The following is a 22,505-nucleotide window of genomic DNA, read 5'->3' as shown; positions in this document are numbered from 1 at the left end:
GCACACATATAGACTCGCGAATCCAATTACTCCCAGGTGCCAGGCACCACCCGAAAAATATTGTTTCACAAAATGTTTCACAGGTTTGTTTTTATAAAATCTTTCATTTCTGTGTGCTTAAGTTTGTTTAGTAGGTCTTCTCTGACAAACCATTTACATTAGTTTATTTCGTCGTCGTTAGGGATTAGTATTGGATCTTCCCCTGTGTACTCTACAAGAAAAATAGTTGTTAGTTGTCTTTCGTATCCTAATTGATATTGCACTTTTTTTGGGAATATAAACTCTAATTTGTTACTGTACTGCTTAAAGATTTTATACTCTTCACTACCTGTTTCTTCCTTTAGTTCTCTTAGCAAAGCAGCTTCAAGTGATTCATCCTCTTTTTTCACTCCACCCTTCGGAATATCCCATTCACTTTTCATCTTTACTTTCACACCAGCATCTTCTCCGTATTTTACTTTCTCAACGAGCAAATATTCATTCTTTCGATTTTTTATAAGTGCACCTACAGCTATTCTAATCAAGTTGAATCTCCTTTCGAACTGCTTTCATATAATGAAAGGCTCAGTTACAGTAACTGAGCCTTCTTTATAGTACTTTTATTATTAATTCTATCGAATCTTCGCAGAATTTTCACGTTCTATGTAATGTACTATAAACTCTCTATACTCAGAAGTAAGTTTCTCTGGTAAATTGTCCATACCGAAATACTGCATTCTTTCTGATTCTGTATAATCAATCTTTATTTCTCCACTTGCATTGCTAGTATAATAAACTGCTGTAACCGAGTATAATTCGTCACCATTTGAAACTTTCAAGTAATATTGAGAACCAGAATATACATTCAGTAACTTTAGATTTTCGACCACCAACCCAGTTTCTTCAAAGACTTCCCTTTTTGCTACTTCTTCAAAGCTTTCTCCCAAATCCATTAAGCCACCAGGTAACCCCCAATTTCCATCGTGTCTTTTTTGCAGTAACACTTCACTTTTTTCATTTAATATAATCACAACAGAACCAGGTAAAATAATTGGTTTTTGCCCTACGTACTGCCTCAAATACTTATAGTATTCCATTTACATTTCCCCCTTTTTTAACCCCAGGTGCCAGGCACCACCCGAAAAATCTTGTTTCACAAAATGTTTCACACAGGTTGAGATTCTATAGTTGTATGTACCAGTACACAACTACCCTTCAAGTAGTTCCATATAATAGAGTTCTTCCCCTTTATAATAAACGAACAGCATACCACCATCTTTTTCGTCAAGAGCATAAATCTTTGTCCCTTTTGGTAGTTTGGTTGCACAAAAATCAGTAAATAATAAGCTGCTGTTAGACTGTTTTTGGATTTCACCTACATAGTAATCTTTGGAAAATGAGATTTTTTCCTTGCGATCTTCAAACCACTCTAGATTTGTCACATTGCTAAAAACTCTGCTGTCATATTGAATAATGTCCGCATTTTTGTTTTGTTTCAATACGTCTCTGGCAGTCACTTTCCCACCATCAGCCCTTCCACAACTAGATAGCATGAATAGAGTTATAGTCGCTAACAACACTGCATTTAACAATTTATTCATCATTTTCCCCTCCTTCCATCCTACTTTATATGACTATAATTAATAAACCTATTGTTCTATAATTCATTGTGTCTACTCCGGATGATTCAAAAACCAATTAAAGTTCTTTTTTGTTTTCTGTAAATTGAAAATACTCATAAAGATATCCTTATTTTAACATATATATCCAATTCAACAATCTTGTTTATATTCCAAATTCACTTTTTATGTTGGCGATAGAGTTGGATACACAATCTTAGTTAGAAATTCTACTATGAAAAACTTAAAAACATAGGTATTTAGACTCTTATCATCTAAAAAAATCGATATATGATTAGTTTGTAGTATGTTAATGTAAGTATTTTACTAATCGGAGGAATCTGTGTGAACGCTCAAGTGAAAATTTATTCTCTATTAAATAAAATGGAATCTCAAGATCCTGAAGTTCGATTCCAGGCGATGGAATCTCTACACGACTTAGATGTAGACCAACTAGCTATTCCAGTATTTATAGACATGATAATAGCTGCTGGTAAAAGCTATCCTGATCCGATTGATGATATGGATGACCCTAGTTTTTGCATTATGACTTTTGTTTACGAGTATTCACACCCAGATATGATGAACATCATTGAAAAGACGTTTCCTCTTATGTCAGCTAGAGCAAAAAGTAAAGCACTAGAAATGTTACAACTATTAAATAGAAAATCTAGTGTGGAGTTATATATTAAGCTACTGCAAAACGAGGGCACTGATACAGAAATTCCTTATTTGCACTTAGAAGGTTTCAGTGACGAAGGAAAATATGCTCCAATTCTTTTCCCAGCACTAAACCCTTATGCGAAACAACCGTACTTTGCTGATGAAATTTACCGACTGGCTATTAGTTACATTGAAAATAAAAATATGGAAGTGTCTGTTATTCAAGATTTAGAGCCTTTTGTTCTTAAGCAACTAAAAGAACAACTTCCTGAATTTTATCGATATCAATCTAGCTTGAGTCACCATAATATGTGGAACGTTTGGAAAGAAAGCTACTTTGAAATCCGAACAAACATTGGTTTGTTTATAAACATGTTAGCTTACTTCCAATCGGAAGAAGTACAAAACATGTTAGTAGAAATAAAAGACAATACTAATGATGCTTATGTGCAAACGTTTATCGTTCAAGCTATATTGTCCCATAACTCTACAGCAGACCTTGAAGAAAATTACTTATATGATATTGCTAAAAATGACGAAGCAAGAAATATTCTTTATTCTATTTTAGACGAAAGAGACTCTCTTTCTCTTTTTCCGAAAGAGTTTTGCACGCACGAAGCGTTCGCATTAAGTGATATGACACTTTGGTTAATCAGACATTCTGATTACAATAAAGCACCTACTTTCATTGAGTACGTATCTCCTTATAAAGACCCTGAAGAAGTAGAGCTGTACCATTTAGTTCGTTTTAAAATGTACCATGAAGAGCTCGAAGATGATTGTTATTATGTTGGATTAGTTGGAGCACAAGAAATTTCTGCACCACCGAGTCCTTATTACACTGGCGTTACTTATTCTATTTTTACAAAATTAGAAGAAGATACAGTTGAAAACCATATGATTACCTTATACGATGACCTACAAGAACATATTATTGAAACAATTAATGAAGAGATCATTACGTTTCATCCGAAATTAAGTTATGGAGCATTAGGATTGCTCGTTCTTGTAGCTGCAAAGTTTATAATGAGCTTTAAACAATTAACAACAGAGGACTACTATTTCTATGGTTTCTTTGCTTTATTGGCCCTTATTGGATTAGGCGTTAGCCAATATAACCGTAAAAAAGTAAGTGTGACACTTTTAATTGGTGGCATTGAATACATCCATAACGGAAACACCATTATCATCGATTACTCTGATGTTGCTCATTTTGAAAAAATCAAAGACAAATGGCAAAAAGGAGAAAAATTACTCCCAACTCCTTTTAAGACAAAATTTTATCAATTCAAAGATGAAAATGGGGAAGTTATTCTTCGCATCCCAGAAAAATATGTAGACGTTGATAACTTTGAAACGATTATCTTCAACGCAATTGGTGAAGAAAAAATGGAGATGTCAGCGTAAATGAATGAAGGCTCTAATTATAAGGTAGCGGATTCCCACCTTTCACTAGAGCCTTTTTTATTGAAAAAATAAGCCATCTAGCTGAGTCCGATTCATAATGTATGACTACTATACGAAAAACGAATAATAGAATCGTATTCTGTATTTATACACCTTAATAAACACGCTAGGAGCTAGCATACAATTGTCACCAGACCGTATTTAACATACATCTAGTATCTTACAATCAGTAGGATTTTTGATGAATGGTATAATCAATAGAAAAATCTAAGCCACTTTATGAAACTAAATTATGTGTATTTCGTATAACTATTAAATATGTTGAAAGGGGTAACATATATGTTTAGTTGGTTATTTGATATTTTTTTAGCAAGAACTTATGATATTTTTTCGTCATCAAATATTTCAAGAATTGAAGAGGTAAAGAATTTATTAAATAGAAATAGCATTAAGTATAAAATCGGTATCACTAAAACAGATATTAGATTTGCAGCGAGTGTGCCACCTGTACAACATATAAAAGTCTTTAGAAAAGATTTTCAAAAAGCAAAAGAAATTATTGAAGGTATAAATAGACTTTAATTTAAAACCCGTAATGAAGGTAGAAATTAATAAATTTTATAAGAAGTTCTTTTTTTCTTTATGATATCATCATAAAACTTTAACAGAGCAAAAAAAACATGTTAATCTTCTATTTCGATAAAACGAACCGTAATTATGAAATTGATTTAAGTATAAGTAATCCCAGAAAAAATATGATTATCCCTTTAGGTAAAAAAACTGTGTTAATATTTTAACAAAGTAGCTGTTTCGATATTATTACATAGTCTCCCAAAGGCGGAGCATAATACCCATAAGGTGATATTATGTTTATCCTAAAAATGATTTTATCTATTAGTCTCTTTTGCAATCTGGCTAATACTATTCTGACTAACAACGAGGTAACAGTTCCTCCACCAAATGTCATTAAGGGAGCTTATACTAATATTCCAGAAGAACACAATTGGGTAATAGTACCAAAGGGAACAAAAGAAATAACCATTTTCGTAGAAGCTGAGAATACAGAAACGGTTTTATTTTGGCTTATTCCTACTGGAACTCAAACATGGTGGGAAAGAAGGCTAATAGGTTATGCTATCAATAAAGAGATGGAAAAATCATTTCATAAACCTCAAAAGTTTTCTTTCACTTGGAAAATAGATGAACCTTTTCTACATGACCATTTGGAAGTGGAGCTTATTGGGATGCAAGAAGTTACTAAGGGTGGTAGTATAAACATTACCACGGATAGTTCCGATTGAGTAAATCCTTTCTAAGTCCAAAAGGCGTATCTAATTAATTTGATACGCCTTTTTCTGTTCATTCACAATTAAATACTTCTCACCTTTTCTCTTCTTAGTAAAATAAATTCCGTAAAAGAGCTCTTCTCCAATTCTTACACCTATAATTTAAGAAGTTTCGTTATCAGTATATTTTATCAAGGTAAAATTTTTAAGAATTTCACTTTCATTAATAGAAACACTACTTGTTAAATCTCTTGTTCTCAATACAAACTCTTTAACCCCAATGAACTCTGATTCAGCCACTAAGTAGAACTCTGTTCCTTTTTTATATCCTTTAAATTGCTTTTTAAGTGCGTATATTTTCATTAGATAACCTACCTGATCTTGCAACTTTTTATGATTGGATTATATCATGTTGATGATTTTATGTTTAATGAAAATTAATTACAAAGTTATCACTTCTACTACCTTTTAGCTGATGCTAAAAACTTATAATACTCTATATATGCTTCCAAATTACTCTTTTATAGTTTGATTGTTTAAGCTTTGAAGCTCTTCTTCAATTCTAGCTGTCTCGATTCGTTCAAACAACGGTTCCACCTTTGTAATGTGTGTTGATTTCACTAGAAACGCTTTCCATTCGGTTTCTGTTGTGTTTATCATATCCTTAACTTTTCTGCTTGAGAAAGGAAGGAACGGTGTAAGGATATGAGCTAAATTTGCAATAAGATAAACACAATTTGCTAAAGTATTTTTACAAGCCTCCGTATCATCCTTTATTTGTTTCCATGGTTGCTGTTCATCAAAATATTTATTTGAAAATCTAACAACCTCAAATATTTTTTCCAAACCTTGTTTGAAGGAAGCACCTTCAATACAATGACCCACTTCCTTGTAGAGGCGATTAACTCTTTCTTGAATACTCAAAGTAACATCCTTTTCTGGTATAGCTCCATCAAATGACTTTTCTATAAACTTTAATGTGCGGTTTACAAAGTTGCCATAGGCTCCTAATAATTCACTATTGTGGCTATAAACGAATTCCTTCCAAGAGAAATCAGCATCTCGCTTCTCTGGTGCATTGATTGTTAAGAAATACCGTATGGAATCTGGTTCATATCTTTCTAAAATATCTGGAACCCACACAGCCCAATTTTTACTTGTTGATAATTTTTTCTTTTCTAAAGTTAAATATTCATTTGAAACAATGTGTGTTGGTAACGGGTCTTTTCCAAGGCCAGCAAGAATTCCAGGCCATATAATCGAATGAAATGGTATATTGTCTTTTCCGTGTACGTAATAGGATTTAGCAGTAGGATTCCAAAACGGAGAATCATCTTTATTAGTGTCTTTCATCCATAGTTTACTTGCTGTGTAGTAGCCTGATACCGCCTCAATCCAAACGTAGATTTTCTTATCTTCATAACCAGCAACTGGAACACTTACTCCAATTGGCAAATCCCTAGAAACTGCTCTATCTTGCAATCCTTCCTGTAAGTAGCGTTTCGTTAGTGAAATAGCATTTTCCCTCCAAAGACTATTTTCTTCCGCTTTTTGAGTATACTTTTCTAGCACAGTTTGAAATGAGTTTAAAGAAAAGTAAAAATGCTCTGTTAATCTTGTAGTAGGTTCGTTCCCACAAATTTTACATTTCCTTTCAAGTAGATCAAGCGGTTCTAATATGGTTGAACAGTTATCACATTGGTCTCCACGGCAAGGATCCTTGCAAAAAGGACAATATCCTTCAACATATCGGTCGGGTAAAAACTGTTTACAATGTTCACAATACGTTTGTTCCACCTCTTTTTTGTAAATCAGTCCTTTTTCTAGTAACTCTAAAAATATTTCTTGAACAATTTTGTGATGGTGTTCGGTATCCGTTCTTGTATAGGTATCATAGGAGAAACCTAGTTTTAAAAAACATTCTTCAAACTCTTTATGATAACGATCTGCAATCACTTTCGGAGAAACACCTTCTTGTTTTGCTCTGACTGTAATTGGTGTTCCGTTACAATCGCTTCCCGATACATATAAAACCTTTTCTCCTTTTAAGCGATAATATCTCGCTAAAATATCACCAGGTAACAAACTTGAAAGATGACCAAGATGCAAAGATCCATTAGCATAAGCCCATGCACCGCCAATAAAAATACTCATACATAGTACCCCCTAATAAAAATTAATTTTTGACAACAAAAAAACCTCGCCTTAACTGTAATAGTTAAGGACGAGGTTTGAATCTCCACGCGGTACCACCTTAATTCGCAAATAGCTCACACTATTTGCCTCAACGAGTACGGAGTAACTAACTTATCTTACTCTTATACTGTGACATTGATAACGAGTGCCAAAACTCGTCGTATCCTACTTATACATAAGTATGTTCAGTACGAAGCTCAGAGACCATTGTTCAAACGAAGGTTTTTGCTTCTTTTCAGCTACCGAAGCTCTCTGGTGAAAAACCATTTCATTCTACTTTTTCTCTTCAAAGCCTTTATTTGATAATTAACGATAGTTTATTCAAATTGTGACTTAAAGTCAACACTTTTTTGGAAACTATTTACACCTTTCGATAATCTTACATTTATCTAAACACAAAATTCCAACTGTTCTAGTTATTTTCCCTCTATAGTAAAACTTGTTCTCAACACCCTCTCTCACTTTCATATATTTGCATCAATTATCCGCTCCCACAACGGCTTTATTTTATCAGGCTTAGCCACCTCTTCGAAAATCCATTGAGACTCATTAGTTAATATATTACATATAAGTTTAACTGCCTCATTGTGTTTTTTCGGTGTAATAGTTTCATAGATTAATTTAGTATATTGAACTACCTCTTCTGGAAGAGAGGCCTCCATGGTTTTCAACCCCAATTGTGCCTTGTTTGGATTATATTTGTGGAGTAATACTCTTGATAGATTCGTCATAACATGATGCAGCATATTAACCGACCATATATCATTTCCTCATGCAGAAGACTTTTTATACTGGAACATAAACCACGCAATATCATCTACTGCGTCTTGAAACTCCTCTTTTGATAAGGTTAAATTCTGATTTTGCTTAAATTTCTCTAGCTTATTGGCTGGATCGTAAAGGACTTTTATGTAATCTTTTTCTATATATGTTTGTTCTGTTACCGTAAACAGGTCCACATGTACGAAGTTCTCGTAGACCGCCAGGATTTGCGGAGCCACAATAAATATTTCATCGTGAAAAAGTAGTTTGGTATAAGACTCTAAGTGCCCGATTCTACTTTGATTAAACTCCTCTACATCTTCTTCATCTACTAGACAGTACATATCTATATCTGAATGCTCGTCCTGCTCACCCCGCCCCATCGAACCTTTTAAAAAGATGGACTGGACCCTTTTGTCTTGTATAAGGCTATTTGCTATCGCGTCTACTGCATCGTCTAAAATCATAATCAGTTCCCCCGCTCCATAAATTTGGTGTTGCTGCTCTCGGGCTAACATTTCATATCGAGTTTAAACTGTATAGCGTTCATTCCAGCTCTTAGGGAAGTCCATTTTATTAGCATAAGCATAGCGAATTAACTGACCATGATGCTGCACCTCGTGTTCTAATAGGTCAATTAACAGATTCATATTCCTATCTTCCTTAGTTGGTTCATGAAAAAAACGTTGTATATTAGTATACGTTTCTTCTAGTTTGTTCAAAATTAATGCCTTATCCTTATTGTCATTTAGGCTACAATCAAACCCAGCCCATTCTCCAACTCTCAATGCTTTTAAATAACTTTCTCTCGCTCCGATCAAACAATATGCCTGATCCCCAATTGTATTAGAAGGTACATTAGAAATTTTCATAGTTAAACAAACCCCATCAATATAATTGTAAAAATCATATGTTAACTTCATGGCCTGTAATATCCTTTGTTTAAGTAAATCCATTAATTTATCCTCCATTAAGATATTTAGTTTTTCTCAAAAAAAGTAAGTGATAAGTTTTCGGTTACATAAACTTCGTTCCTCATTTGAAAGCCGTTTTTTTTATAAAATGTAACTGCTGGATAGTTTTTAGATCCTGTCGCTACTTTTATTGTTTCAAACTCAAAATTGTTTTCCAGGTAATCTAATAGAGATTGTGCTATTCCTTTTCTAAAGTGGTTTGGGTGTACAATTAACCTATGTATATCCAATTCCTCTTTTTCTACTTTTATTGAAATGGCTCCGCACAATTCCTCATTTAAGTAATAACCAAAAAATGTTTCACCGCATTGTTGTAAACTAGCAACTGTATCTTTTAGTGGCGGTATCTCATATGAACCAATTATCTTAGCCTCTACTTTATAAGAAGGTATTTGAACTCTTAAAACACTCTCAGCGTTATCTCTTTCAGTAATATCAATTCTTTTAATCAATTTAATCCCTCATTCATTATCTTCGTTTTATATCTAAAGTTGATGTAGGAAACCTGCTTGTCTCACCTGCTCGCATGTAGATATTAATTCAAATGTTTTATGAAAAGTACTCTGTCTTGATTTGGGCCATCATAATTTGAATGGACTTCAATCCCATCCACTTTTGAATCGCCAATTTCGATTTCAAATCCCATTTTAGTGTGATAAGCAATGGACACTTTGTTTACTGGAGACGTAACACATCGAACAACGTTACTGCCATTTCCTTTTACAACATGAAAAAATTGATGGTAGAGTTCTTTACCAATTTGATGTTTTCTGTAATCAGGATGTACTCCAACAAAATGAATATAGGCTTCTTCAGGTTGAGATTGGGATAGGAAACCTATCAGAAAACCAACAATTACTCCGTCCTTTTCTGCAATAAAACTAGTATTGGTGAAATGATCAAAAAATAACTTTGGTAGCATGTCGGACATATTTCTTCCTCCCCACCATTCGTTGATTAATAGAGATATTGTTTCATAATCTGAACTTTTTACAAAACGGATTTTCATTTTATCTTCACCTTCTATATTTTCTTGTACGTGCTGTATTATTTTTCTAAACGACTCTAGAAATTTCTTGTTATACTAATACTATATATTAATAGAATTGGTGGGAAAAGGATGAAAGTTGTTACGTTGTGTGGTTCTACAAGATTTAAAGCGCAGTTCGAGGAAGCGAACGACTATTTAACGAAGCAAGGATATGCTGTTTTCAGTGTTGGATTTTTTGAAAAAAGTGAAGGAAAACAAGTTACCGTTGAAGAAGCAAAACTTTTCGGTGAGTTACATTTTAAGAAAATAGATTTATCCGATGAAATTTTTGTTATCGATGTATGCGGCTACATTGGAGAGTCTACAAAAAGAGAAATAGAATATGCTACCGTTCATAATAAGAAAGTTCGCTACTATTCGGATGAACTGGAACGTACGAGAAAAGTAGATTCTATTTCACCGTTGCAACAAATTCTTTCGATGATAAAGCTTGGAGAAAAATTAAAAATGGAAATGCGACATAGTTGGTTATCCAACGGTCGTCATGAAAGTGTTGCAGAGCATACGTGGCGCGTTGCATTTATGGCGATTTTACTCGAGCCTTATTTGAGCCAAAAAGTTCAGATGGAAAAGTTGTTGAAGATGATTTCAATCCACGATATCATCGAAGCGATTGCTGGTGATGTCCCTGCCTTTGACACCCTCACTTCCCAAAGTACAGTTGAGTCCAAAAGGCAAAAAGAACTGGCTGCCATTATAGAAATTAGAGACAGTCTACCTTCTGAAGTTGGTGAGCACCTATTTATGCTTTGGCATGAATTTGAAGAAAAACAAACTTTCGAGGCCAAAGTAGCCAATGCCCTTGATAAATTGGAAGCACAACTTCAACATAACGAAGCCGGAATTGACACTTGGCTAGAAATAGAATTTGAAATGACGTTTCTTCTTGGCAAACATGTGAACTTTGACGAGACGCTCACATGCTTAAAGGATATCATCGTTAATGAAGCTGAAGATGAAATGATAAAAGCAGGTTATGATGTTGATAGCTTTAAGCAAAAAGCAAAAGTTAGGAGTTAGAAAATGGACAACCGAATTTGTACGAGACGTGCTACGCTAGCAGATTGGGAAGAGCTTTGGCCGCTATTGAAAGAAATTGGTAAAACAGATTCTGAAGAAAACACAAAAGAAAGATTTGAGTTAATAGTAACAAATACTGCTTATTTTCTTCCCGTAGCGATATATGATGGAAAGATAGTAGGTTACACATGGGTTCAAACTTATGGACCTCATTTACGCAGCGGAGAAATCACTAGTAGAATTCACGATATGTTTGTACTCGAACCTTACCGCAAAAGTGGTGTTGGTAAAATACTAATGGAAACTATTAAAGATTGGGCTATTTCTACAAATACTAAATGGCTACAATGGAACTCTAGCCCGAAAGCAGTGGAATTTTACAAAAGATTAGGCTTAGAGTCTATAGAAGAAGATCCTAACTATCCTCTCTTTGAGATTGAGTTTCTAAAAGAATGAACTACTAATTAGTTAGTAAGCTATCCCCTTAAGGGGGACCATCAAAACAGCCATCTTAGCGATTAATAGAGCTAAGATGGCTGTTTAATGGATTAAATTCCTTTTTTGGAACAACTTTATCATTCTACTTGTTTAGCATTTTGGCTTTCTAAAAACCATTTAAACCATCTACCGTGTCCATCGGTTTCAGCAATTGTATTTTTACTTTCCATACCATCCAAATAGTAATCAAGATGTAAGTACCTATCTTGAATGTTATTGTAAATATGGAAAACGTCTCTTTTCCTACCGATAGCTTCTACAGTTTGCAACAGTTGTTCTTTCATTTCTAAAGTCATTTGGTTTGCAACGTGAGTATGAAAAATACAAATTACACTATCTTCTTTGATTGTATCAACAAAATTAGGTAATAAACTAACTCCATCACCATTATGTAAACTAACCTGTACTTCTTTAAAATAATTCGAAGCTTCCTCAAACATTAACAGCCTCTCTGTATGTTCGGTCCAAATTAAGGATTTAAGCCATAATTTCTCATCTTCATCATTTAAATCAATGGTATTTAAATCTATTCCCATTCTTGTTGATACAGGTGGAGGTGTGGAATGGAGGATTGGAGTATTTTCTCCTTTAATTTCTGCTGTAATATGAAGTTTGGATTCAATATTGCCATAAATATCATTTTGTCTGTATGAATAGGAATACTTATCCCAAAGGAGTTGTAGCCCTGCACTAGTTCCAATTTCAATAAGTGCTAATGGTTTCTTCACTTTCTCATAAATCGTGCAAAAAACAGGATAAAGGTAGGCACATCTTCGTACTTCATTCGTTTGGACAAGTCTAGTTTTGAGGATTGATTCAATTTCATTCTTATATTTTAAACAAAAATCCTTAAAGAATTCAAACGAGTCTTTATATGATTTTGGATTACTTACTATACTCGGGTAAAACTCCTTTAATGGATGATTTTTACCTTTTATTAAAAGATAATGTACTGCACCAAATAACAGGTTTGGGACAGGTTGCCCCTTACCTGCATAACTACAAATTTCAAGAAGTTTATCATCTTTAGAAATTTTAATAGACAAAAATTCATATAATAGACTAGACCATTTACATTCCTTTTCCGCAAAGTTCAAAAAAGTTTGAGACAAAAGCTCGTAATTAGCCAAAGAAACTTCTCCTTTCTATAACAATCTCCTAAATACCTTTACTAGTAACTAACTTATCTTCCTACATACGTAAACCATTTCATAACTTTCGTTAGTGATTGGTGTTTCTTTCCAGTCGCCGTAAAGGTGAAGGATCTCAAAACCATGAGAGTGCAATATTCTTTCCATTTCCTTAGGAAATACATATCTTAAACTGATGTTAGTTCTTTTTTCATTTATAATTTCACCATCAATGTTTTTGTATTTCCTAATCGTTGTGTAATGTTGAATTTGATTCAATGAGTCATAGTCACTAATAGTAAATACATCCACTGTATTTAGAGTTTCACTATCTGTATAAGTTCTCCAAAACTCTTCTGTACTTGGTTGTAGTAATTCTTCAACACTAGGAAACCTTGTACCAAAAATGAAAACTCCATCAACTTCTAAATGTTTGTTTATAGACATTAGTAATCCATCTTGTGCTTCGTTTGTAAGGAAATGTTGAAAGGAGTTACCAACTGAATATATCAAATTACTCTTCATGTTTAAATTCAGTTTCGTACAGTCTTGTTCTACCCACTCTATTTGCAAATTAAGTTTGGAAGCCTTATTTTCGGCTTCGGTTAACATTCCTTTATGTATATCTACACCTACAATTTTATACTCACTTTTAGCTAAAGGAATCGTTACTCTACCAGTACCACAAGCTAAATCAATAATGGTTCCTTGTTTTTTCTCCGCCCATTTTAATAGTAATGGTACCTCTGGTATATATGATTCATTTTCTTTATCATATAAAATAGGATCATCATATTCTTCAAAATTATCTAAAACCATTTTTGTCTCCTTTTCAATGAATTTAAATTACTTGAATTCTTGAAATTCTTTCATTTAGTTCTTTGCGAGTGACTACAAAACTATTAATTATTGTTCTTCTTCATTCGTAAGATAATGATTACAACGACAGCCCCTAAAATTAGTAAAGGTGCTATTTTTTTAGCTAAATTCATCCAATGAAAAGGTGCTTTGTGAACAAAATCCGCTTTATGCCACTTCTTCTCTTCGACTTCTACAGCAATAGAATTTTTAGTAGGTGTACCACTTATTTCATAATATTTTGTTCCTTTTGGGTAAGCGTTTGATGCATCTCCATAATAATTCCCAGTCATATCATTAGGTTTCGTTTTCACTTCCCCTATGATCTTACCTATTTCACCTTCAAGCACATTTTCATTTGTAACTTCATAAACATTCCCATTCCAAACAACAAAAGAATAAGCCCAACTTAGTGCCTGAACAGAAGTTGTCAACGAAAATATACATAATAAAAAAAACAACACTTTTCTTGTCAAAAACTACCCCTCCCATTAGTTCAAGCTTGATTTTTTACTATTTCATCAATAACTTCCATTCTATATTTGTTACTTATTTCTTGATTATCTTTTAGTTTATATTCTTCTTCTAATAACGGATATAACTTCTCACCGATTTCCCATCTCTCATAGATATGTCTATCAAAGATATAAAAAAATTCATTTATACTATACCCCAATGCATTTGCAAGATAATAAGGTATTTCAAACTCTTCTTCTTTTAGAGGGTTTAAAGTAATTTCTAAAATCTCCTGTAATCTTTCTTCGTTTAACTCAACTCCGTATCTTTCAAAAGCTAAATCTTGCCACGTTTGTTCATATAACATATACAATTGACTGTCCTCATATACTTGTTCTTTATTCTCTATTTCTTTGCCAGCAGAAATATAAATTAAGAAAGTACGAACTAACCAATCTCTTGCTTCACCTTGGAGATCTAATGAAGCAGCCTCATTTATCGCATTATCAATATCTTCTTTTTCTAACTCTAATTCACCAGCTAATTGAGTAACTTCAATCAACTTTTCCCTTAATTCCTTTTGTTCTGAAGTATCAGCGTTGTTATTACAGGCACTTAACAATACAATCGAAAGTAACTTTTTTTCATCAAGATTTCTTCTCCCTTTACAAAAGTTATTATACTTACGTTAACTCAACACTTCTGTTTGGTTAATAAAACAACAAACCCCTTTTCCAATTTTACCATATAATTACACAAACAAATACAAAAAAAGCAGTGTTTTTTCTGGTGAGAAATACACTACTTTAATATACTTTTTCCTATGCTAGTTAGTGTTGGTATGCGTCTTTGTTTTACTTTTTTTCACATTCTATTATGATTTCCATCGCATCATTTACTGGTTCGACTTTTTCGTAAAGTTTATATGTTTTAATATTAGTGAACCCACACTCTTCTAAAAGCTGAAAAATAGATTCTTTTTTTAATAACTTTACACGGAAATCCTCAAGCTCCGAATCTAGCAATTTACCATCTTTAAATAATTCATATTTATGAATAGACCTCATTACGTTTGTGTTTGCGTCGTAGGAGTCAGCAAATTTTGTCATATAAATCTTTGCTCCGTCTGCACGTTCTCTAATAGATCCCGTTACCACATGAAAGTTTTCTGGCTTGTATTCTACTGTGTCCACTTCAAACACTAACTTAGCCCCTGGCACCATATATTGGTTTATTTTTACAAATGAAGCTTTTAATACACTATCATCTGTTATCAGTCCAATTGAACCTGCTGGTATGATAACTAAGTTATATTTTTTCGGTAGGTTAAGCTCATTCAAAAATTGCTCGTACACATTAGTTGTTAAGTTTAGTTTCTCAGCATTTGCTAAACAAGCTTGATTCATAGATGGCGATGCATCTATTCCATCTACTTCATATCCAAGTTGTAAAAATGGAATTAAAAATCTTCCCGATCCTGACATTGGCTCAAGTATGGGTCCATTTGCTTCTTTTACATACTGTAAATAAAATTGAAACGCATCTTCCGGAGCAGTCGGCTTATCAATATCGTAATACTGCACACATAAACTTTGGTACATTTCCATTTATAACATTACCTGCCTTTAACTACGAAAATAATTTCAACCCAATCGTAGCACCAATTACTAGACTAATAAAGAAAATTCGCATCCAATCTTTCGACTCTTTGTAAAATATCATTCCTAAAATAGCTCCACCTGCAGCCCCGATGCCAGTCCAAACAGCATAGGCCGTGCTCATTGGTAAAGTCTCCATTGCTAGTGCTAAAAATAAGAAGCTAAGTCCAAATCCCCCTACTAAAAGGAAAAAAGAAGACACCTTACGATCGTGGTGCAATTTGTTAATCATGACTACTGCAAACATTTCAAATAGCCCAGCAATTATTAAGTACATCCACTCCATTTAAGCTTCTTCTCCTTTCGGCTGTGGTTTTGTCACAACTTTTAGTCCCATTACACCGAGCAGTAATAATCCTATAAACAATAACTTGGTTGGATTCAATGGTTCATGGAAAAAGATTATTTCTATAAAAACGGTGCCAGCTGTGCCTAGCCCGACGAAAACAGCGTAAACCGTACCAACAGGCAAAAACTTTCCGGCCATAATCATTAAATAAAAACTTATTATAATTGCGATGATGGTTATTAGCCATGTTGTTGGAGTTGTGGCATATTTTAATCCAGTGACCCAAATTACTTCGAAAAATGCCGCGATGAATACTTTTATCCAGTGTTTGGTCATATTGGTTCCTCCTTAATTATCATAGGCTGTTTAAATACCGCGGTTGATTTCCGCGCATATCTTCGCTTTCCGCGGGCGGTAAAAAGGAAGGTTATTTTCACTGTCGTGAAAAAACCTACTCCTCGGCACAAGCGCCTGTGGGGTCTCCCGCTCCCCGCTTCTCCCGCAGGAGTCTACGATATGCGCGGAAATCAACCGCTAGAAAGGCTCAATTAATGAACAATATTCTTCGGAACAACCTAAAAAAAGCCTGAGAGATATTGTGATGAAATATCTCCCAGGCTTTTTTCCTTCCGTGTACACAAGCTTTCGTACTTCTTACTCGTGCGCCTTCTCTCGGACCAGACTAGCTTGAGTTGCTACGGAACCCTAGAATGCTTTGTATTTAAATTTATTCCATTATACTAAATCCAAACTTGTTATTTCAATTATTATCACATATTTTCTGCCCTTTCCTTTATAATGGTATGGTGACTTAAGGAGGTCGGAGATGCATAATAAACTATTACTTTCTATTCTTAGTATACTAGTTTTTTTCTTTGCTAGTGGATGTGGAATAGAAACTACAACAATAAACCATCAAGAAGTTTCACAAGAAGACGACTCTCCTACTGAAATTCAGACATCTAATGAAAGTTCAGCTGAAGACGAGAAAGAAGACATTTCAACAAATATAAGTGACGGATCTTTAGAAAATTTATCTGTCCATTACATCGATGTCGGACAAGCAGATTCCATTCTTTTCAACTATTCGTATGAAGGCGAAGATTTTCGTATTCTTTATGACACTGGAAACTGGAATCGAAATGATGTAGTTCAGTACTTGGATATCCAAAAAATTGAACACATAGATATTATCATTATTAGTCACCCTCACGCCGATCATATCGGACAATTGGATAAAATTTTGGACAGTGGCATTTCGGTTTCGGAAGTGTGGATGTCTGGAGATATCTCAACTTCCCAAACGTTTGAGCGTGCCATGGATGCGGTGGAAAGAAGTGGCGCAGACTATCACGAACCAAGAGCTGGAGAAGTATATGACATTGGCCCATTAGTTTTGGAAATAATAAATCCAGAAAAATTAACTGGAGATGTTCACGAAGGTTCTGTTTCGATGAGAGTTCAATACGGAGAGGTTTCTTTCCTTTTCACCGGTGATGCTGAAAGACAAACAGAAGAAGCCATGCTCAAGCGTGGTCATCATTTAGATGCAGACATTTTAAAACTTGGACATCATGGTTCAAACACATCCACCACATCCGCATTTTTACAGGCAGTAAACCCGAAAGTAGCGATATATTCTGCCGGCGTTGGAAATAATTACGGCCACCCACATGATGAAGTATTAACGCGGGTAATGGATGCAGGTGTTGATTTGTACGGTACCGACATACACGGTACGATTGTTATTACGACCAATGGCGATACTTTTGATGTGCAGACTAAAATGGATGGAACGATTTCACCAACTTCTAGTGGAGAAACAGCTTCAAAGCCTGAAGTTAAAAAGGAAGACCCTGAAACTGCAACACCTAGTGATTGCATCAATATTAATACAGCAAGCTTCGATAGCTTACAAGAGATCAAGCATATTGGGCCTGCTCGGGCAGAAGAGCTTATTTCTAAACGACCGTTTCAAAGCATCGATAGCTTATCTTCTATCTCAGGGATTGGTGCAGGAAGACTAGCTGATATTAAAAATCAAAACTTAGCTTGTGTGAGGTGATCCGAATGAATGTTAAAGGTGTTTTAGATAGAATCGTTGACGGAAAGCACGCCACTATTTTAGTTGAGGATTTGCAAAAAGAGTTTGTCATAGACGTGTCTCAACTTCCGCTTGGCTCTAAAGAAGGTAGTCACTATCATCTAACTGTATTTGGGGAAGAAATTACAGCACTCACTCTCGATTCTCAAAGCGAACAAAATTCACAACAAAAAGTTTCGAGTCAAATCAATCGCTTAAAATCGAAAAGTAAAGGTAGTCGTTTTAAAAGACAATAGCAGTAACTAAACAACGTAACTGCTAGTAGTTTTACTACTCTGTTTTAACATTATGGTAATTTTAAACTTTAACTATCGTTTTTGGTGTAAAAAGGAACCTCCTCTTTTCGTAACGGGTTCCGTTTTATAGCAAAAAATAAAATTACAGACCAAAATGCAAGCTAAAATGCACTGCTTTATGCAGTGCATTTTATCATTTAATACGAAATGATTTAATTTTCATTTATGAACTGTTCTACCATTTGTTCAAATTCATCAACATATTTTCGGATTTTCATTTCATCTTTTTCTGAAGATAAAAACGGTTTTCTTTTACCGCAAATTAGAATATCCTTTTCTGTACTATTTACATCATTAAATTTAACATATGGATTTAATGAATACCCTTGTACATTTGGTAAATTCGCAACTAACCACGCTAACTGCTCTGTAGTGTATAGATTGGTCCGAAAATTTAATCTTTCAAGATTTGGCATTTTAGTATAAATTGTTATATCCTCTTCCTTAATGGCTTTACCCGCAAAATGGAATTCTTTCAACCTTGAGTTTTCCAATGCCTTCAGGTCATTTAATACACTGGTGTTCCATACGGCATCACCGAAGTACAATCGCTCTAACTTGGGTGCATTTTTTATTCCATCTAGCGAATGTAGCCTCGTAAAGTCGCTAATATAGAGACCCTCCAGTGAATTGTTTTCAGTCATATCCCATAGTTGCGTAATCCGTTGATTGTGGAAGAAGCCGATAAATTTTACATTTTTTAATGTAGATAGAAGTGACCAGTCCTCAACAAGCTTATTTTTCCAAAACATAATCGCTTGAAACTTATAACTCTGGGTACGAATGAAATACTCAAAAGAATCCTGTTTTAGTCCTGAAATCATTACTTTATCAATTTTTTGCATTTCGCTAATCTTATCTATTTCTTTAAAAGTTATTGTACCCCCAGTTATTTCTCTTTTTTTCTGCTCTACCCAAATATAATCATCAATTGAGTGACAAAGCCTTTCAAACTCTCCAGTTTCCATTATCTTTACCTCCATTACCTTCAAATATCAAGCGAGACAAATTGTGTTGATTATAGCACAAAAATCGTGTTAGATTTTTTAACAAACTCCTTTTATATGCTCCTGTCTTGTGTCACATTATTCATATAAATCATGTTAGGGTGTGGTTCTTTGGAAAAAATAGCTATTAGTGTTGAACAATGCATAAAGATTGAGGAAAACATAAAAGATCTTAGTGAACTAATAATAAATGTTGTTCAGCATGGTGCATCCATTGGCTTTCTTCCACCTCTAGTTTTTTTTGCGGCACAAGATTATTGGGAGAGCATCCAGGATTCAAACGTAATTCTTTTTCTTGCAAAAGCTAACGAACGAGTAGTTGGTAGCGTACAATTACACCTTTGTTCCAAACAAAATGGAAGCCATAGAGCGGAGATTGCAAAATTAATGACTCTCTCTAACTACCGTCGAATGGGAATTGGCCATTTATTAATGGAGAAGGCTCATGAAACAGCTATACAAATGGGGAAAACTTTAATAGTACTAGATACGAGAGAAGGAGATCCCTCCAATTTGCTTTACACTTCACTCGGCTACCAATATGTTGGTCGGATACCTGATTATGCAAAGTCGGAAAATGGGCATTTTGATGCAACTATCATATATTATAAAAAATTGACTTAATTTGTTTCAAAGGGAAATTTAGCAATTGTAACAGAACTGATTATTAAAAAAGCTCGAGGGGTTTCCTCAAGCTTAGCCTAGTACGTCTGTAATTCCGTCCATATTTGCTTTTATCCACTCAATCGCAGCATCTAGGCTTTCAAATTCTTGTACTTCAAATGTGACTTCGTCTTGAATAAGCCATACGTCTTTATCGTCGTGGTTAATACCGCCGATCGACCAGTGTAATAACGTGTATGGGTGATTATGGTTTAAAAAGCTTACCCAAGTCTTTTGGGCTGCAATATTTTTTAATGATTTTGTTTTATCACTCATGATTACGCCCCCACTTCTTTTAAAGACATACGTGGATTTAAGATTTGACTTGGGCATTTTAGCATGAAGGTATTAGCAGACTCGACAAAATCTACTGTCATGTCTTCGTCAAAAAAGACAAGCTTTGATTTTTCCATTACTAGCTTTTCTATATTAGTGTCTACTTCTACGTCATCCCATTCTGTTTCAGACGTAATCCATAGTGCTGAAACACCGCTCACAACGCAGCCGCATCCTTCTGTATCATATTTAATTTTCATCCATTTCGTTGGATTGTTTTCTAGTTTAGGCTGAATTTTCTCCAGCGCGCGTTCTGTAAATGTGACTTTCACCGTACTTGCCTCCAAAAAAGTTTGTACTTGCATTGTACCATATTTTTTGTTATATGGTGATTTTCATGTTTTTTCTTGTTAAATGCGACATTCCTTCCTACTTTTTTGTAGATTAAAAGGTTGCGAATTTGGGCAATGATGTATACGATACTAATATACGGAGAAAAAGGAGGAATTTACTAATGTCAAAAGTACAAATTAAAGTGATGGATAACGGCGCTTTTCGTGTAACTGGTGATGTAGAACTTGTAGATGTGGACGGGAATAAGTTCGAAACAAAGCCTGCATTCTCACTTTGCCGCTGTGGCTTATCAAAAAATTTACCATTCTGTGATGCTTCCCATAAAGGAAATTTCGAATCTTGCGTTCGCGCTGAGAAGGTTCTTGGAGACTAATTTACATTTTTAGCGCTTGGATTCTAATGAACCCAAGCGTTTTATTTTTCATATATTTGACCACTTTCCATAATCCTCTTAAAAACCACTTCTCGTTCTTCATTTAATTTCGCGTACATCTTAAATGTTTTCATTTCAAAAATTGCTTTGCGGTATTCATCAGTGCAAAAAATAATTTCTCCTGTTCCAACAATCTGGGCCTGAAAAACTGTGGATGCTTCATTTAAATCGATTAAATCAACGTCTCTATCTATAATGGACGCTAATCCTTGAGCGATGATAAACAGGTCATATGGCTCGAATTTCTCGTCTGAAAGAAATGCGATGTCGATGTCACTATCTTTCCTTGCCGTACCTTTTGCCATTGATCCAAAAACAGTTATATAATACGGATTTACTTCTTTAATTAAAAAATCACTTATCGTTTCTATCAACTTTTTATCCATCCGCTCCACCCGCTACTTCGTATTTCTTTTATCATATCACTTCTACTCATTCCTTTTCTAACAATATATCCATATATTTCATGAAAAATTGCTTGTTGTTTCGTTGTTTTAATCTATACTAAAGGTATAAACGTTTTGGAAAAAGAGACAAAGGAGTGTTGTGAAATGGTAGTTACTGTACTTAAACCAATTTTTGCTGAGAGTGCGAGTAGTGTTGTGAATACGACAAGTGCTTATCCTGGGACAATCTTATTTAAGAAAGAGCATTGGGTAGTCGATGCGAAAAGCTTACTTGGCCTACTTGCGTTAGCTCTACAGCCTGGTCAAGAGGTTGAAATTTCTTCTGACGAAGGCGAAGAAGTATTAGAAGCCTTACTTGGATTAGGGTTGTTTGAGAAAAAGTAAATAGTTAACTTTATCAAATAGAGTGCCAAACAAAATATGTTTTGGCACTCTATTTTTTGTGTAGTGTAATGAATTATGGTTGCTAATTTCTTTCAACGTTTTTTACCAGTTTTTTTGGAGAGCTTGTTGTAAATGACTTACATTGGAATTAAATTCTAAACTCTCATTATCCTCATGAAAAAAGCTTGTAGCTATACGCCAAAAATCATCTTCAAATGTATGTTCCCAATATTCATCTTTGATTACGAAATGAGACTCCAGTTTTATTATCCCTTTTTGAAGTGGAATTTCATTACTCCAATACTCAACAATGGATTGCATTGCCTTAAATATTTCCAACGAAGAATCATCTAATTTTCGAGGCTCTATCATATTTCTAGACAAAATATCTGTTGCATAATGAAGAACACCGATGGCTGAACTACTTTCTGCTCGTTCTGAATCAACATCGTTCATATTTCTCATTAATTTTACTAACTCCTCGTGAGAATTAAATAAACTACGAGCTTTCTCACTTAATAAATATGCATTGCTAAAACTTAACACTTCTTCTTCAAGAATTTCCTCGAGAATTTCATTCATGCTTAGAGACAAGTAAATGGATTCCACTTCTAATTTAACCTTTTCATCAAAAAATTCTTCATGTACCTTTTCATTTGAGCACCCTAAAAGTATCAATGATAATAAAATTAATAAAAAAATTTTTTTCATTTCTATCCACCTCTTAATTTTCCA

Annotated in this window: 31 protein-coding genes, 1 riboswitch and 1 other annotated feature; of the genes, 10 read left to right on the top strand and 21 right to left on the bottom strand. The window is 34.3% G+C overall.

The genetic code is table 11. From position 1 onward, the window contains the following. Positions 1–158 precede the first annotated feature (158 nt). The 3 genes from CDZ89_RS07745 to CDZ89_RS07735 form a co-directional block, all read right to left on the bottom strand. Complete coding sequence (locus tag CDZ89_RS07745) at positions 159–524, bottom strand: NUDIX hydrolase (protein ID WP_096153589.1); 366 nt, start codon at positions 522–524, stop codon at positions 159–161. 87 nt (positions 525–611) lie between these two features. Next, complete coding sequence (locus CDZ89_RS07740; RefSeq protein ID WP_100333463.1) at positions 612–1,076, bottom strand: NUDIX hydrolase; 465 nt, start codon at positions 1,074–1,076, stop codon at positions 612–614. Between the two features lie 111 nt (positions 1,077–1,187). Next, positions 1,188–1,583 carry a hypothetical protein gene (locus CDZ89_RS07735; RefSeq protein ID WP_157842696.1) on the bottom strand — a complete coding sequence of 132 codons (396 nt, stop codon included), beginning with the start codon at positions 1,581–1,583 and terminating at the stop codon, positions 1,188–1,190. A 360-nt stretch (positions 1,584–1,943) separates the two neighbouring features. Between CDZ89_RS07735 and CDZ89_RS07730 the strand changes: the two genes are divergently transcribed. The 3 genes from CDZ89_RS07730 (at position 1,944) to CDZ89_RS07720 (ending at position 4,969) form a co-directional block, all read left to right on the top strand. Beyond that, on the top strand, positions 1,944–3,668 hold the full coding sequence (locus CDZ89_RS07730) for a hypothetical protein (protein WP_096153584.1): 1,725 nt from the start codon (positions 1,944–1,946) through the stop codon (positions 3,666–3,668). Between the two features lie 339 nt (positions 3,669–4,007). Next, a complete protein-coding gene (locus tag CDZ89_RS07725) occupies positions 4,008–4,250 on the top strand; it encodes a hypothetical protein (RefSeq protein WP_096153582.1) in 243 nt (80 codons plus the stop codon). 284 nt (positions 4,251–4,534) lie between these two features. Continuing rightward, complete coding sequence (locus CDZ89_RS07720) at positions 4,535–4,969, top strand: hypothetical protein (protein ID WP_227521463.1); 435 nt, start codon at positions 4,535–4,537, stop codon at positions 4,967–4,969. Positions 4,970–5,116: 147 nt separating this feature from the next. On the opposite strand, the gene CDZ89_RS07715 is transcribed toward CDZ89_RS07720, so the two are convergent. From CDZ89_RS07715 to CDZ89_RS07690, 6 genes are all read right to left on the bottom strand, one after another. Then, positions 5,117–5,317: a hypothetical protein gene (locus tag CDZ89_RS07715; protein WP_096153580.1), complete on the bottom strand. Its 201-nt coding sequence runs from the start codon at positions 5,315–5,317 to the stop codon at positions 5,117–5,119. 150 nt (positions 5,318–5,467) lie between these two features. Then, positions 5,468–7,108: a methionine--tRNA ligase gene (metG, locus tag CDZ89_RS07710; protein ID WP_100333461.1), complete on the bottom strand. Its 1,641-nt coding sequence runs from the start codon at positions 7,106–7,108 to the stop codon at positions 5,468–5,470. Between the two features lie 63 nt (positions 7,109–7,171). After that, positions 7,172–7,449: a binding site (T-box leader), on the bottom strand. A 471-nt stretch (positions 7,450–7,920) separates the two neighbouring features. Continuing rightward, complete coding sequence (locus CDZ89_RS20105; RefSeq protein ID WP_227521462.1) at positions 7,921–8,379, bottom strand: nucleotidyltransferase domain-containing protein; 459 nt, start codon at positions 8,377–8,379, stop codon at positions 7,921–7,923. A 63-nt stretch (positions 8,380–8,442) separates the two neighbouring features. Beyond that, positions 8,443–8,868, bottom strand: coding sequence for a hypothetical protein (locus CDZ89_RS07700; RefSeq protein ID WP_096153574.1), 426 nt, complete (start codon positions 8,866–8,868; stop codon positions 8,443–8,445). A gap of 23 nt (positions 8,869–8,891) precedes the next feature. After that, positions 8,892–9,338: a GNAT family N-acetyltransferase gene (locus tag CDZ89_RS07695; protein WP_096153571.1), complete on the bottom strand. Its 447-nt coding sequence runs from the start codon at positions 9,336–9,338 to the stop codon at positions 8,892–8,894. Positions 9,339–9,421: 83 nt separating this feature from the next. Then, on the bottom strand, positions 9,422–9,895 hold the full coding sequence (locus CDZ89_RS07690; protein WP_100333460.1) for a GNAT family N-acetyltransferase: 474 nt from the start codon (positions 9,893–9,895) through the stop codon (positions 9,422–9,424). A 462-nt stretch (positions 9,896–10,357) separates the two neighbouring features. Between CDZ89_RS07690 and CDZ89_RS07680 the strand changes: the two genes are divergently transcribed. Then, positions 10,358–10,957: an HD domain-containing protein gene (locus CDZ89_RS07680; protein WP_096156896.1), complete on the top strand. Its 600-nt coding sequence runs from the start codon at positions 10,358–10,360 to the stop codon at positions 10,955–10,957. Positions 10,958–10,960: 3 nt separating this feature from the next. Then, entirely contained in the window at positions 10,961–11,413 is a 453-nt protein-coding gene (locus CDZ89_RS07675) for a GNAT family N-acetyltransferase (RefSeq protein WP_096153567.1), read from the top strand. Between the two features lie 119 nt (positions 11,414–11,532). Here the strand turns inward: CDZ89_RS07675 and CDZ89_RS07670 are convergent, their stop codons facing one another. The 7 genes from CDZ89_RS07670 to CDZ89_RS07640 form a co-directional block, all read right to left on the bottom strand. Beyond that, positions 11,533–12,585, bottom strand: coding sequence for a DUF2332 domain-containing protein (locus CDZ89_RS07670; protein ID WP_096153565.1), 1,053 nt, complete (start codon positions 12,583–12,585; stop codon positions 11,533–11,535). A gap of 48 nt (positions 12,586–12,633) precedes the next feature. Further along, on the bottom strand, positions 12,634–13,404 hold the full coding sequence (locus tag CDZ89_RS07665; RefSeq protein ID WP_096153563.1) for a class I SAM-dependent methyltransferase: 771 nt from the start codon (positions 13,402–13,404) through the stop codon (positions 12,634–12,636). An 83-nt stretch (positions 13,405–13,487) separates the two neighbouring features. Beyond that, positions 13,488–13,919, bottom strand: coding sequence for a hypothetical protein (locus tag CDZ89_RS07660; protein WP_100333459.1), 432 nt, complete (start codon positions 13,917–13,919; stop codon positions 13,488–13,490). Between the two features lie 20 nt (positions 13,920–13,939). Beyond that, positions 13,940–14,461 carry a hypothetical protein gene (locus CDZ89_RS07655; RefSeq protein ID WP_100333458.1) on the bottom strand — a complete coding sequence of 174 codons (522 nt, stop codon included), beginning with the start codon at positions 14,459–14,461 and terminating at the stop codon, positions 13,940–13,942. 292 nt (positions 14,462–14,753) lie between these two features. After that, positions 14,754–15,506 (bottom strand): methyltransferase domain-containing protein, encoded by a 753-nt coding sequence (locus tag CDZ89_RS07650; RefSeq protein ID WP_096153558.1) that lies wholly within the window; start codon positions 15,504–15,506, stop codon positions 14,754–14,756. A gap of 22 nt (positions 15,507–15,528) precedes the next feature. Then, positions 15,529–15,843 carry a DMT family transporter gene (locus CDZ89_RS07645; RefSeq protein ID WP_096153556.1) on the bottom strand — a complete coding sequence of 105 codons (315 nt, stop codon included), beginning with the start codon at positions 15,841–15,843 and terminating at the stop codon, positions 15,529–15,531. Further along, on the bottom strand, positions 15,844–16,182 hold the full coding sequence (locus CDZ89_RS07640) for a DMT family transporter (protein WP_096153555.1): 339 nt from the start codon (positions 16,180–16,182) through the stop codon (positions 15,844–15,846). Positions 16,183–16,454: 272 nt separating this feature from the next. Then, positions 16,455–16,566, bottom strand: a riboswitch (guanidine-I (ykkC/yxkD leader). Positions 16,567–16,672: 106 nt separating this feature from the next. Between CDZ89_RS07640 and CDZ89_RS07635 the strand changes: the two genes are divergently transcribed. Beyond that, positions 16,673–17,911 carry an MBL fold metallo-hydrolase gene (locus tag CDZ89_RS07635; RefSeq protein ID WP_100333457.1) on the top strand — a complete coding sequence of 413 codons (1,239 nt, stop codon included), beginning with the start codon at positions 16,673–16,675 and terminating at the stop codon, positions 17,909–17,911. Between the two features lie 5 nt (positions 17,912–17,916). Further along, positions 17,917–18,186 carry a DUF3006 domain-containing protein gene (locus tag CDZ89_RS07630; protein ID WP_096153551.1) on the top strand — a complete coding sequence of 90 codons (270 nt, stop codon included), beginning with the start codon at positions 17,917–17,919 and terminating at the stop codon, positions 18,184–18,186. Between the two features lie 212 nt (positions 18,187–18,398). On the opposite strand, the gene CDZ89_RS07625 is transcribed toward CDZ89_RS07630, so the two are convergent. After that, the gene (locus CDZ89_RS07625) at positions 18,399–19,214 is read right to left on the bottom strand and encodes a hypothetical protein (protein WP_096153550.1); all 816 of its coding nucleotides are present in this window, start codon (positions 19,212–19,214) and stop codon (positions 18,399–18,401) included. Between the two features lie 150 nt (positions 19,215–19,364). Between CDZ89_RS07625 and CDZ89_RS07620 the strand changes: the two genes are divergently transcribed. Beyond that, on the top strand, positions 19,365–19,877 hold the full coding sequence (locus CDZ89_RS07620; RefSeq protein ID WP_227521461.1) for a GNAT family N-acetyltransferase: 513 nt from the start codon (positions 19,365–19,367) through the stop codon (positions 19,875–19,877). 72 nt (positions 19,878–19,949) lie between these two features. On the opposite strand, the gene CDZ89_RS07615 is transcribed toward CDZ89_RS07620, so the two are convergent. Next, a complete protein-coding gene (locus CDZ89_RS07615) occupies positions 19,950–20,192 on the bottom strand; it encodes a DUF2552 family protein (RefSeq protein WP_096153546.1) in 243 nt (80 codons plus the stop codon). Positions 20,193–20,194: 2 nt separating this feature from the next. Beyond that, entirely contained in the window at positions 20,195–20,524 is a 330-nt protein-coding gene (locus CDZ89_RS07610) for an iron-sulfur cluster biosynthesis family protein (protein WP_100333456.1), read from the bottom strand. A gap of 182 nt (positions 20,525–20,706) precedes the next feature. Between CDZ89_RS07610 and CDZ89_RS07605 the strand changes: the two genes are divergently transcribed. Beyond that, entirely contained in the window at positions 20,707–20,919 is a 213-nt protein-coding gene (locus CDZ89_RS07605) for a CDGSH iron-sulfur domain-containing protein (RefSeq protein WP_096153544.1), read from the top strand. A 41-nt stretch (positions 20,920–20,960) separates the two neighbouring features. Here CDZ89_RS07605 and mntA read toward each other — a convergent pair whose 3' ends face one another. Next, positions 20,961–21,365, bottom strand: a complete 405-nt coding sequence (gene mntA, locus CDZ89_RS07600; RefSeq protein WP_100333455.1) for a type VII toxin-antitoxin system MntA family adenylyltransferase antitoxin — start codon at positions 21,363–21,365, stop codon at positions 20,961–20,963. Positions 21,366–21,530: 165 nt separating this feature from the next. Here mntA and CDZ89_RS07595 point away from each other — a divergent pair, with 165 nt between their 5' ends. Then, entirely contained in the window at positions 21,531–21,770 is a 240-nt protein-coding gene (locus CDZ89_RS07595; protein ID WP_096153542.1) for an HPr family phosphocarrier protein, read from the top strand. A 102-nt stretch (positions 21,771–21,872) separates the two neighbouring features. Here the strand turns inward: CDZ89_RS07595 and CDZ89_RS07590 are convergent, their stop codons facing one another. Next, positions 21,873–22,481 (bottom strand): hypothetical protein, encoded by a 609-nt coding sequence (locus CDZ89_RS07590; protein WP_100333454.1) that lies wholly within the window; start codon positions 22,479–22,481, stop codon positions 21,873–21,875. Between the last annotated feature and the right edge of the window lie 24 nt (positions 22,482–22,505).

It is taken from the genome of Bacillus alkalisoli (assembly GCF_002797415.1).
Classification (GTDB): domain Bacteria; phylum Bacillota; class Bacilli; order Bacillales; family Bacillaceae_I; genus Bacillus_CD; species Bacillus_CD alkalisoli.
This window is presented reverse-complemented; position numbering and strand designations above follow the sequence as displayed.

Excerpts from the sequence above, each read along its gene's own strand:
- CDZ89_RS07720 (WP_227521463.1), top strand. The coding sequence starts at position 4,535 with ATGTTTATCCTAAAAATGATTTTATCTATTAGTCTCTTTTGCAATCTG.
- CDZ89_RS20105 (WP_227521462.1), bottom strand. The coding sequence starts at position 8,379 with ATGATTTTAGACGATGCAGTAGACGCGATAGCAAATAGCCTTATACAA.
- CDZ89_RS07615 (WP_096153546.1), bottom strand. The coding sequence starts at position 20,192 with ATGAGTGATAAAACAAAATCATTAAAAAATATTGCAGCCCAAAAGACT.
- CDZ89_RS07735 (WP_157842696.1), bottom strand. The coding sequence starts at position 1,583 with ATGATGAATAAATTGTTAAATGCAGTGTTGTTAGCGACTATAACTCTA.
- CDZ89_RS07680 (WP_096156896.1), top strand. The coding sequence starts at position 10,358 with ATGATAAAGCTTGGAGAAAAATTAAAAATGGAAATGCGACATAGTTGG.
- CDZ89_RS07605 (WP_096153544.1), top strand. The coding sequence starts at position 20,707 with ATGTCAAAAGTACAAATTAAAGTGATGGATAACGGCGCTTTTCGTGTA.
- CDZ89_RS07640 (WP_096153555.1), bottom strand. The coding sequence starts at position 16,182 with ATGACCAAACACTGGATAAAAGTATTCATCGCGGCATTTTTCGAAGTA.
- metG (WP_100333461.1), bottom strand. The coding sequence starts at position 7,108 with ATGAGTATTTTTATTGGCGGTGCATGGGCTTATGCTAATGGATCTTTG.
- CDZ89_RS07625 (WP_096153550.1), bottom strand. The coding sequence starts at position 19,214 with ATGGAAACTGGAGAGTTTGAAAGGCTTTGTCACTCAATTGATGATTAT.
- CDZ89_RS07700 (WP_096153574.1), bottom strand. The coding sequence starts at position 8,868 with ATGGATTTACTTAAACAAAGGATATTACAGGCCATGAAGTTAACATAT.
- mntA (WP_100333455.1), bottom strand. The coding sequence starts at position 21,365 with ATGGATAAAAAGTTGATAGAAACGATAAGTGATTTTTTAATTAAAGAA.
- CDZ89_RS07665 (WP_096153563.1), bottom strand. The coding sequence starts at position 13,404 with ATGGTTTTAGATAATTTTGAAGAATATGATGATCCTATTTTATATGAT.
- CDZ89_RS07595 (WP_096153542.1), top strand. The coding sequence starts at position 21,531 with ATGGTAGTTACTGTACTTAAACCAATTTTTGCTGAGAGTGCGAGTAGT.
- CDZ89_RS07590 (WP_100333454.1), bottom strand. The coding sequence starts at position 22,481 with ATGAAAAAAATTTTTTTATTAATTTTATTATCATTGATACTTTTAGGG.
- CDZ89_RS07675 (WP_096153567.1), top strand. The coding sequence starts at position 10,961 with ATGGACAACCGAATTTGTACGAGACGTGCTACGCTAGCAGATTGGGAA.
- CDZ89_RS07740 (WP_100333463.1), bottom strand. The coding sequence starts at position 1,076 with ATGGAATACTATAAGTATTTGAGGCAGTACGTAGGGCAAAAACCAATT.
- CDZ89_RS07650 (WP_096153558.1), bottom strand. The coding sequence starts at position 15,506 with ATGGAAATGTACCAAAGTTTATGTGTGCAGTATTACGATATTGATAAG.
- CDZ89_RS07630 (WP_096153551.1), top strand. The coding sequence starts at position 17,917 with ATGAATGTTAAAGGTGTTTTAGATAGAATCGTTGACGGAAAGCACGCC.
- CDZ89_RS07645 (WP_096153556.1), bottom strand. The coding sequence starts at position 15,843 with ATGGAGTGGATGTACTTAATAATTGCTGGGCTATTTGAAATGTTTGCA.
- CDZ89_RS07690 (WP_100333460.1), bottom strand. The coding sequence starts at position 9,895 with ATGAAAATCCGTTTTGTAAAAAGTTCAGATTATGAAACAATATCTCTA.
- CDZ89_RS07725 (WP_096153582.1), top strand. The coding sequence starts at position 4,008 with ATGTTTAGTTGGTTATTTGATATTTTTTTAGCAAGAACTTATGATATT.
- CDZ89_RS07715 (WP_096153580.1), bottom strand. The coding sequence starts at position 5,317 with ATGAAAATATACGCACTTAAAAAGCAATTTAAAGGATATAAAAAAGGA.
- CDZ89_RS07635 (WP_100333457.1), top strand. The coding sequence starts at position 16,673 with ATGCATAATAAACTATTACTTTCTATTCTTAGTATACTAGTTTTTTTC.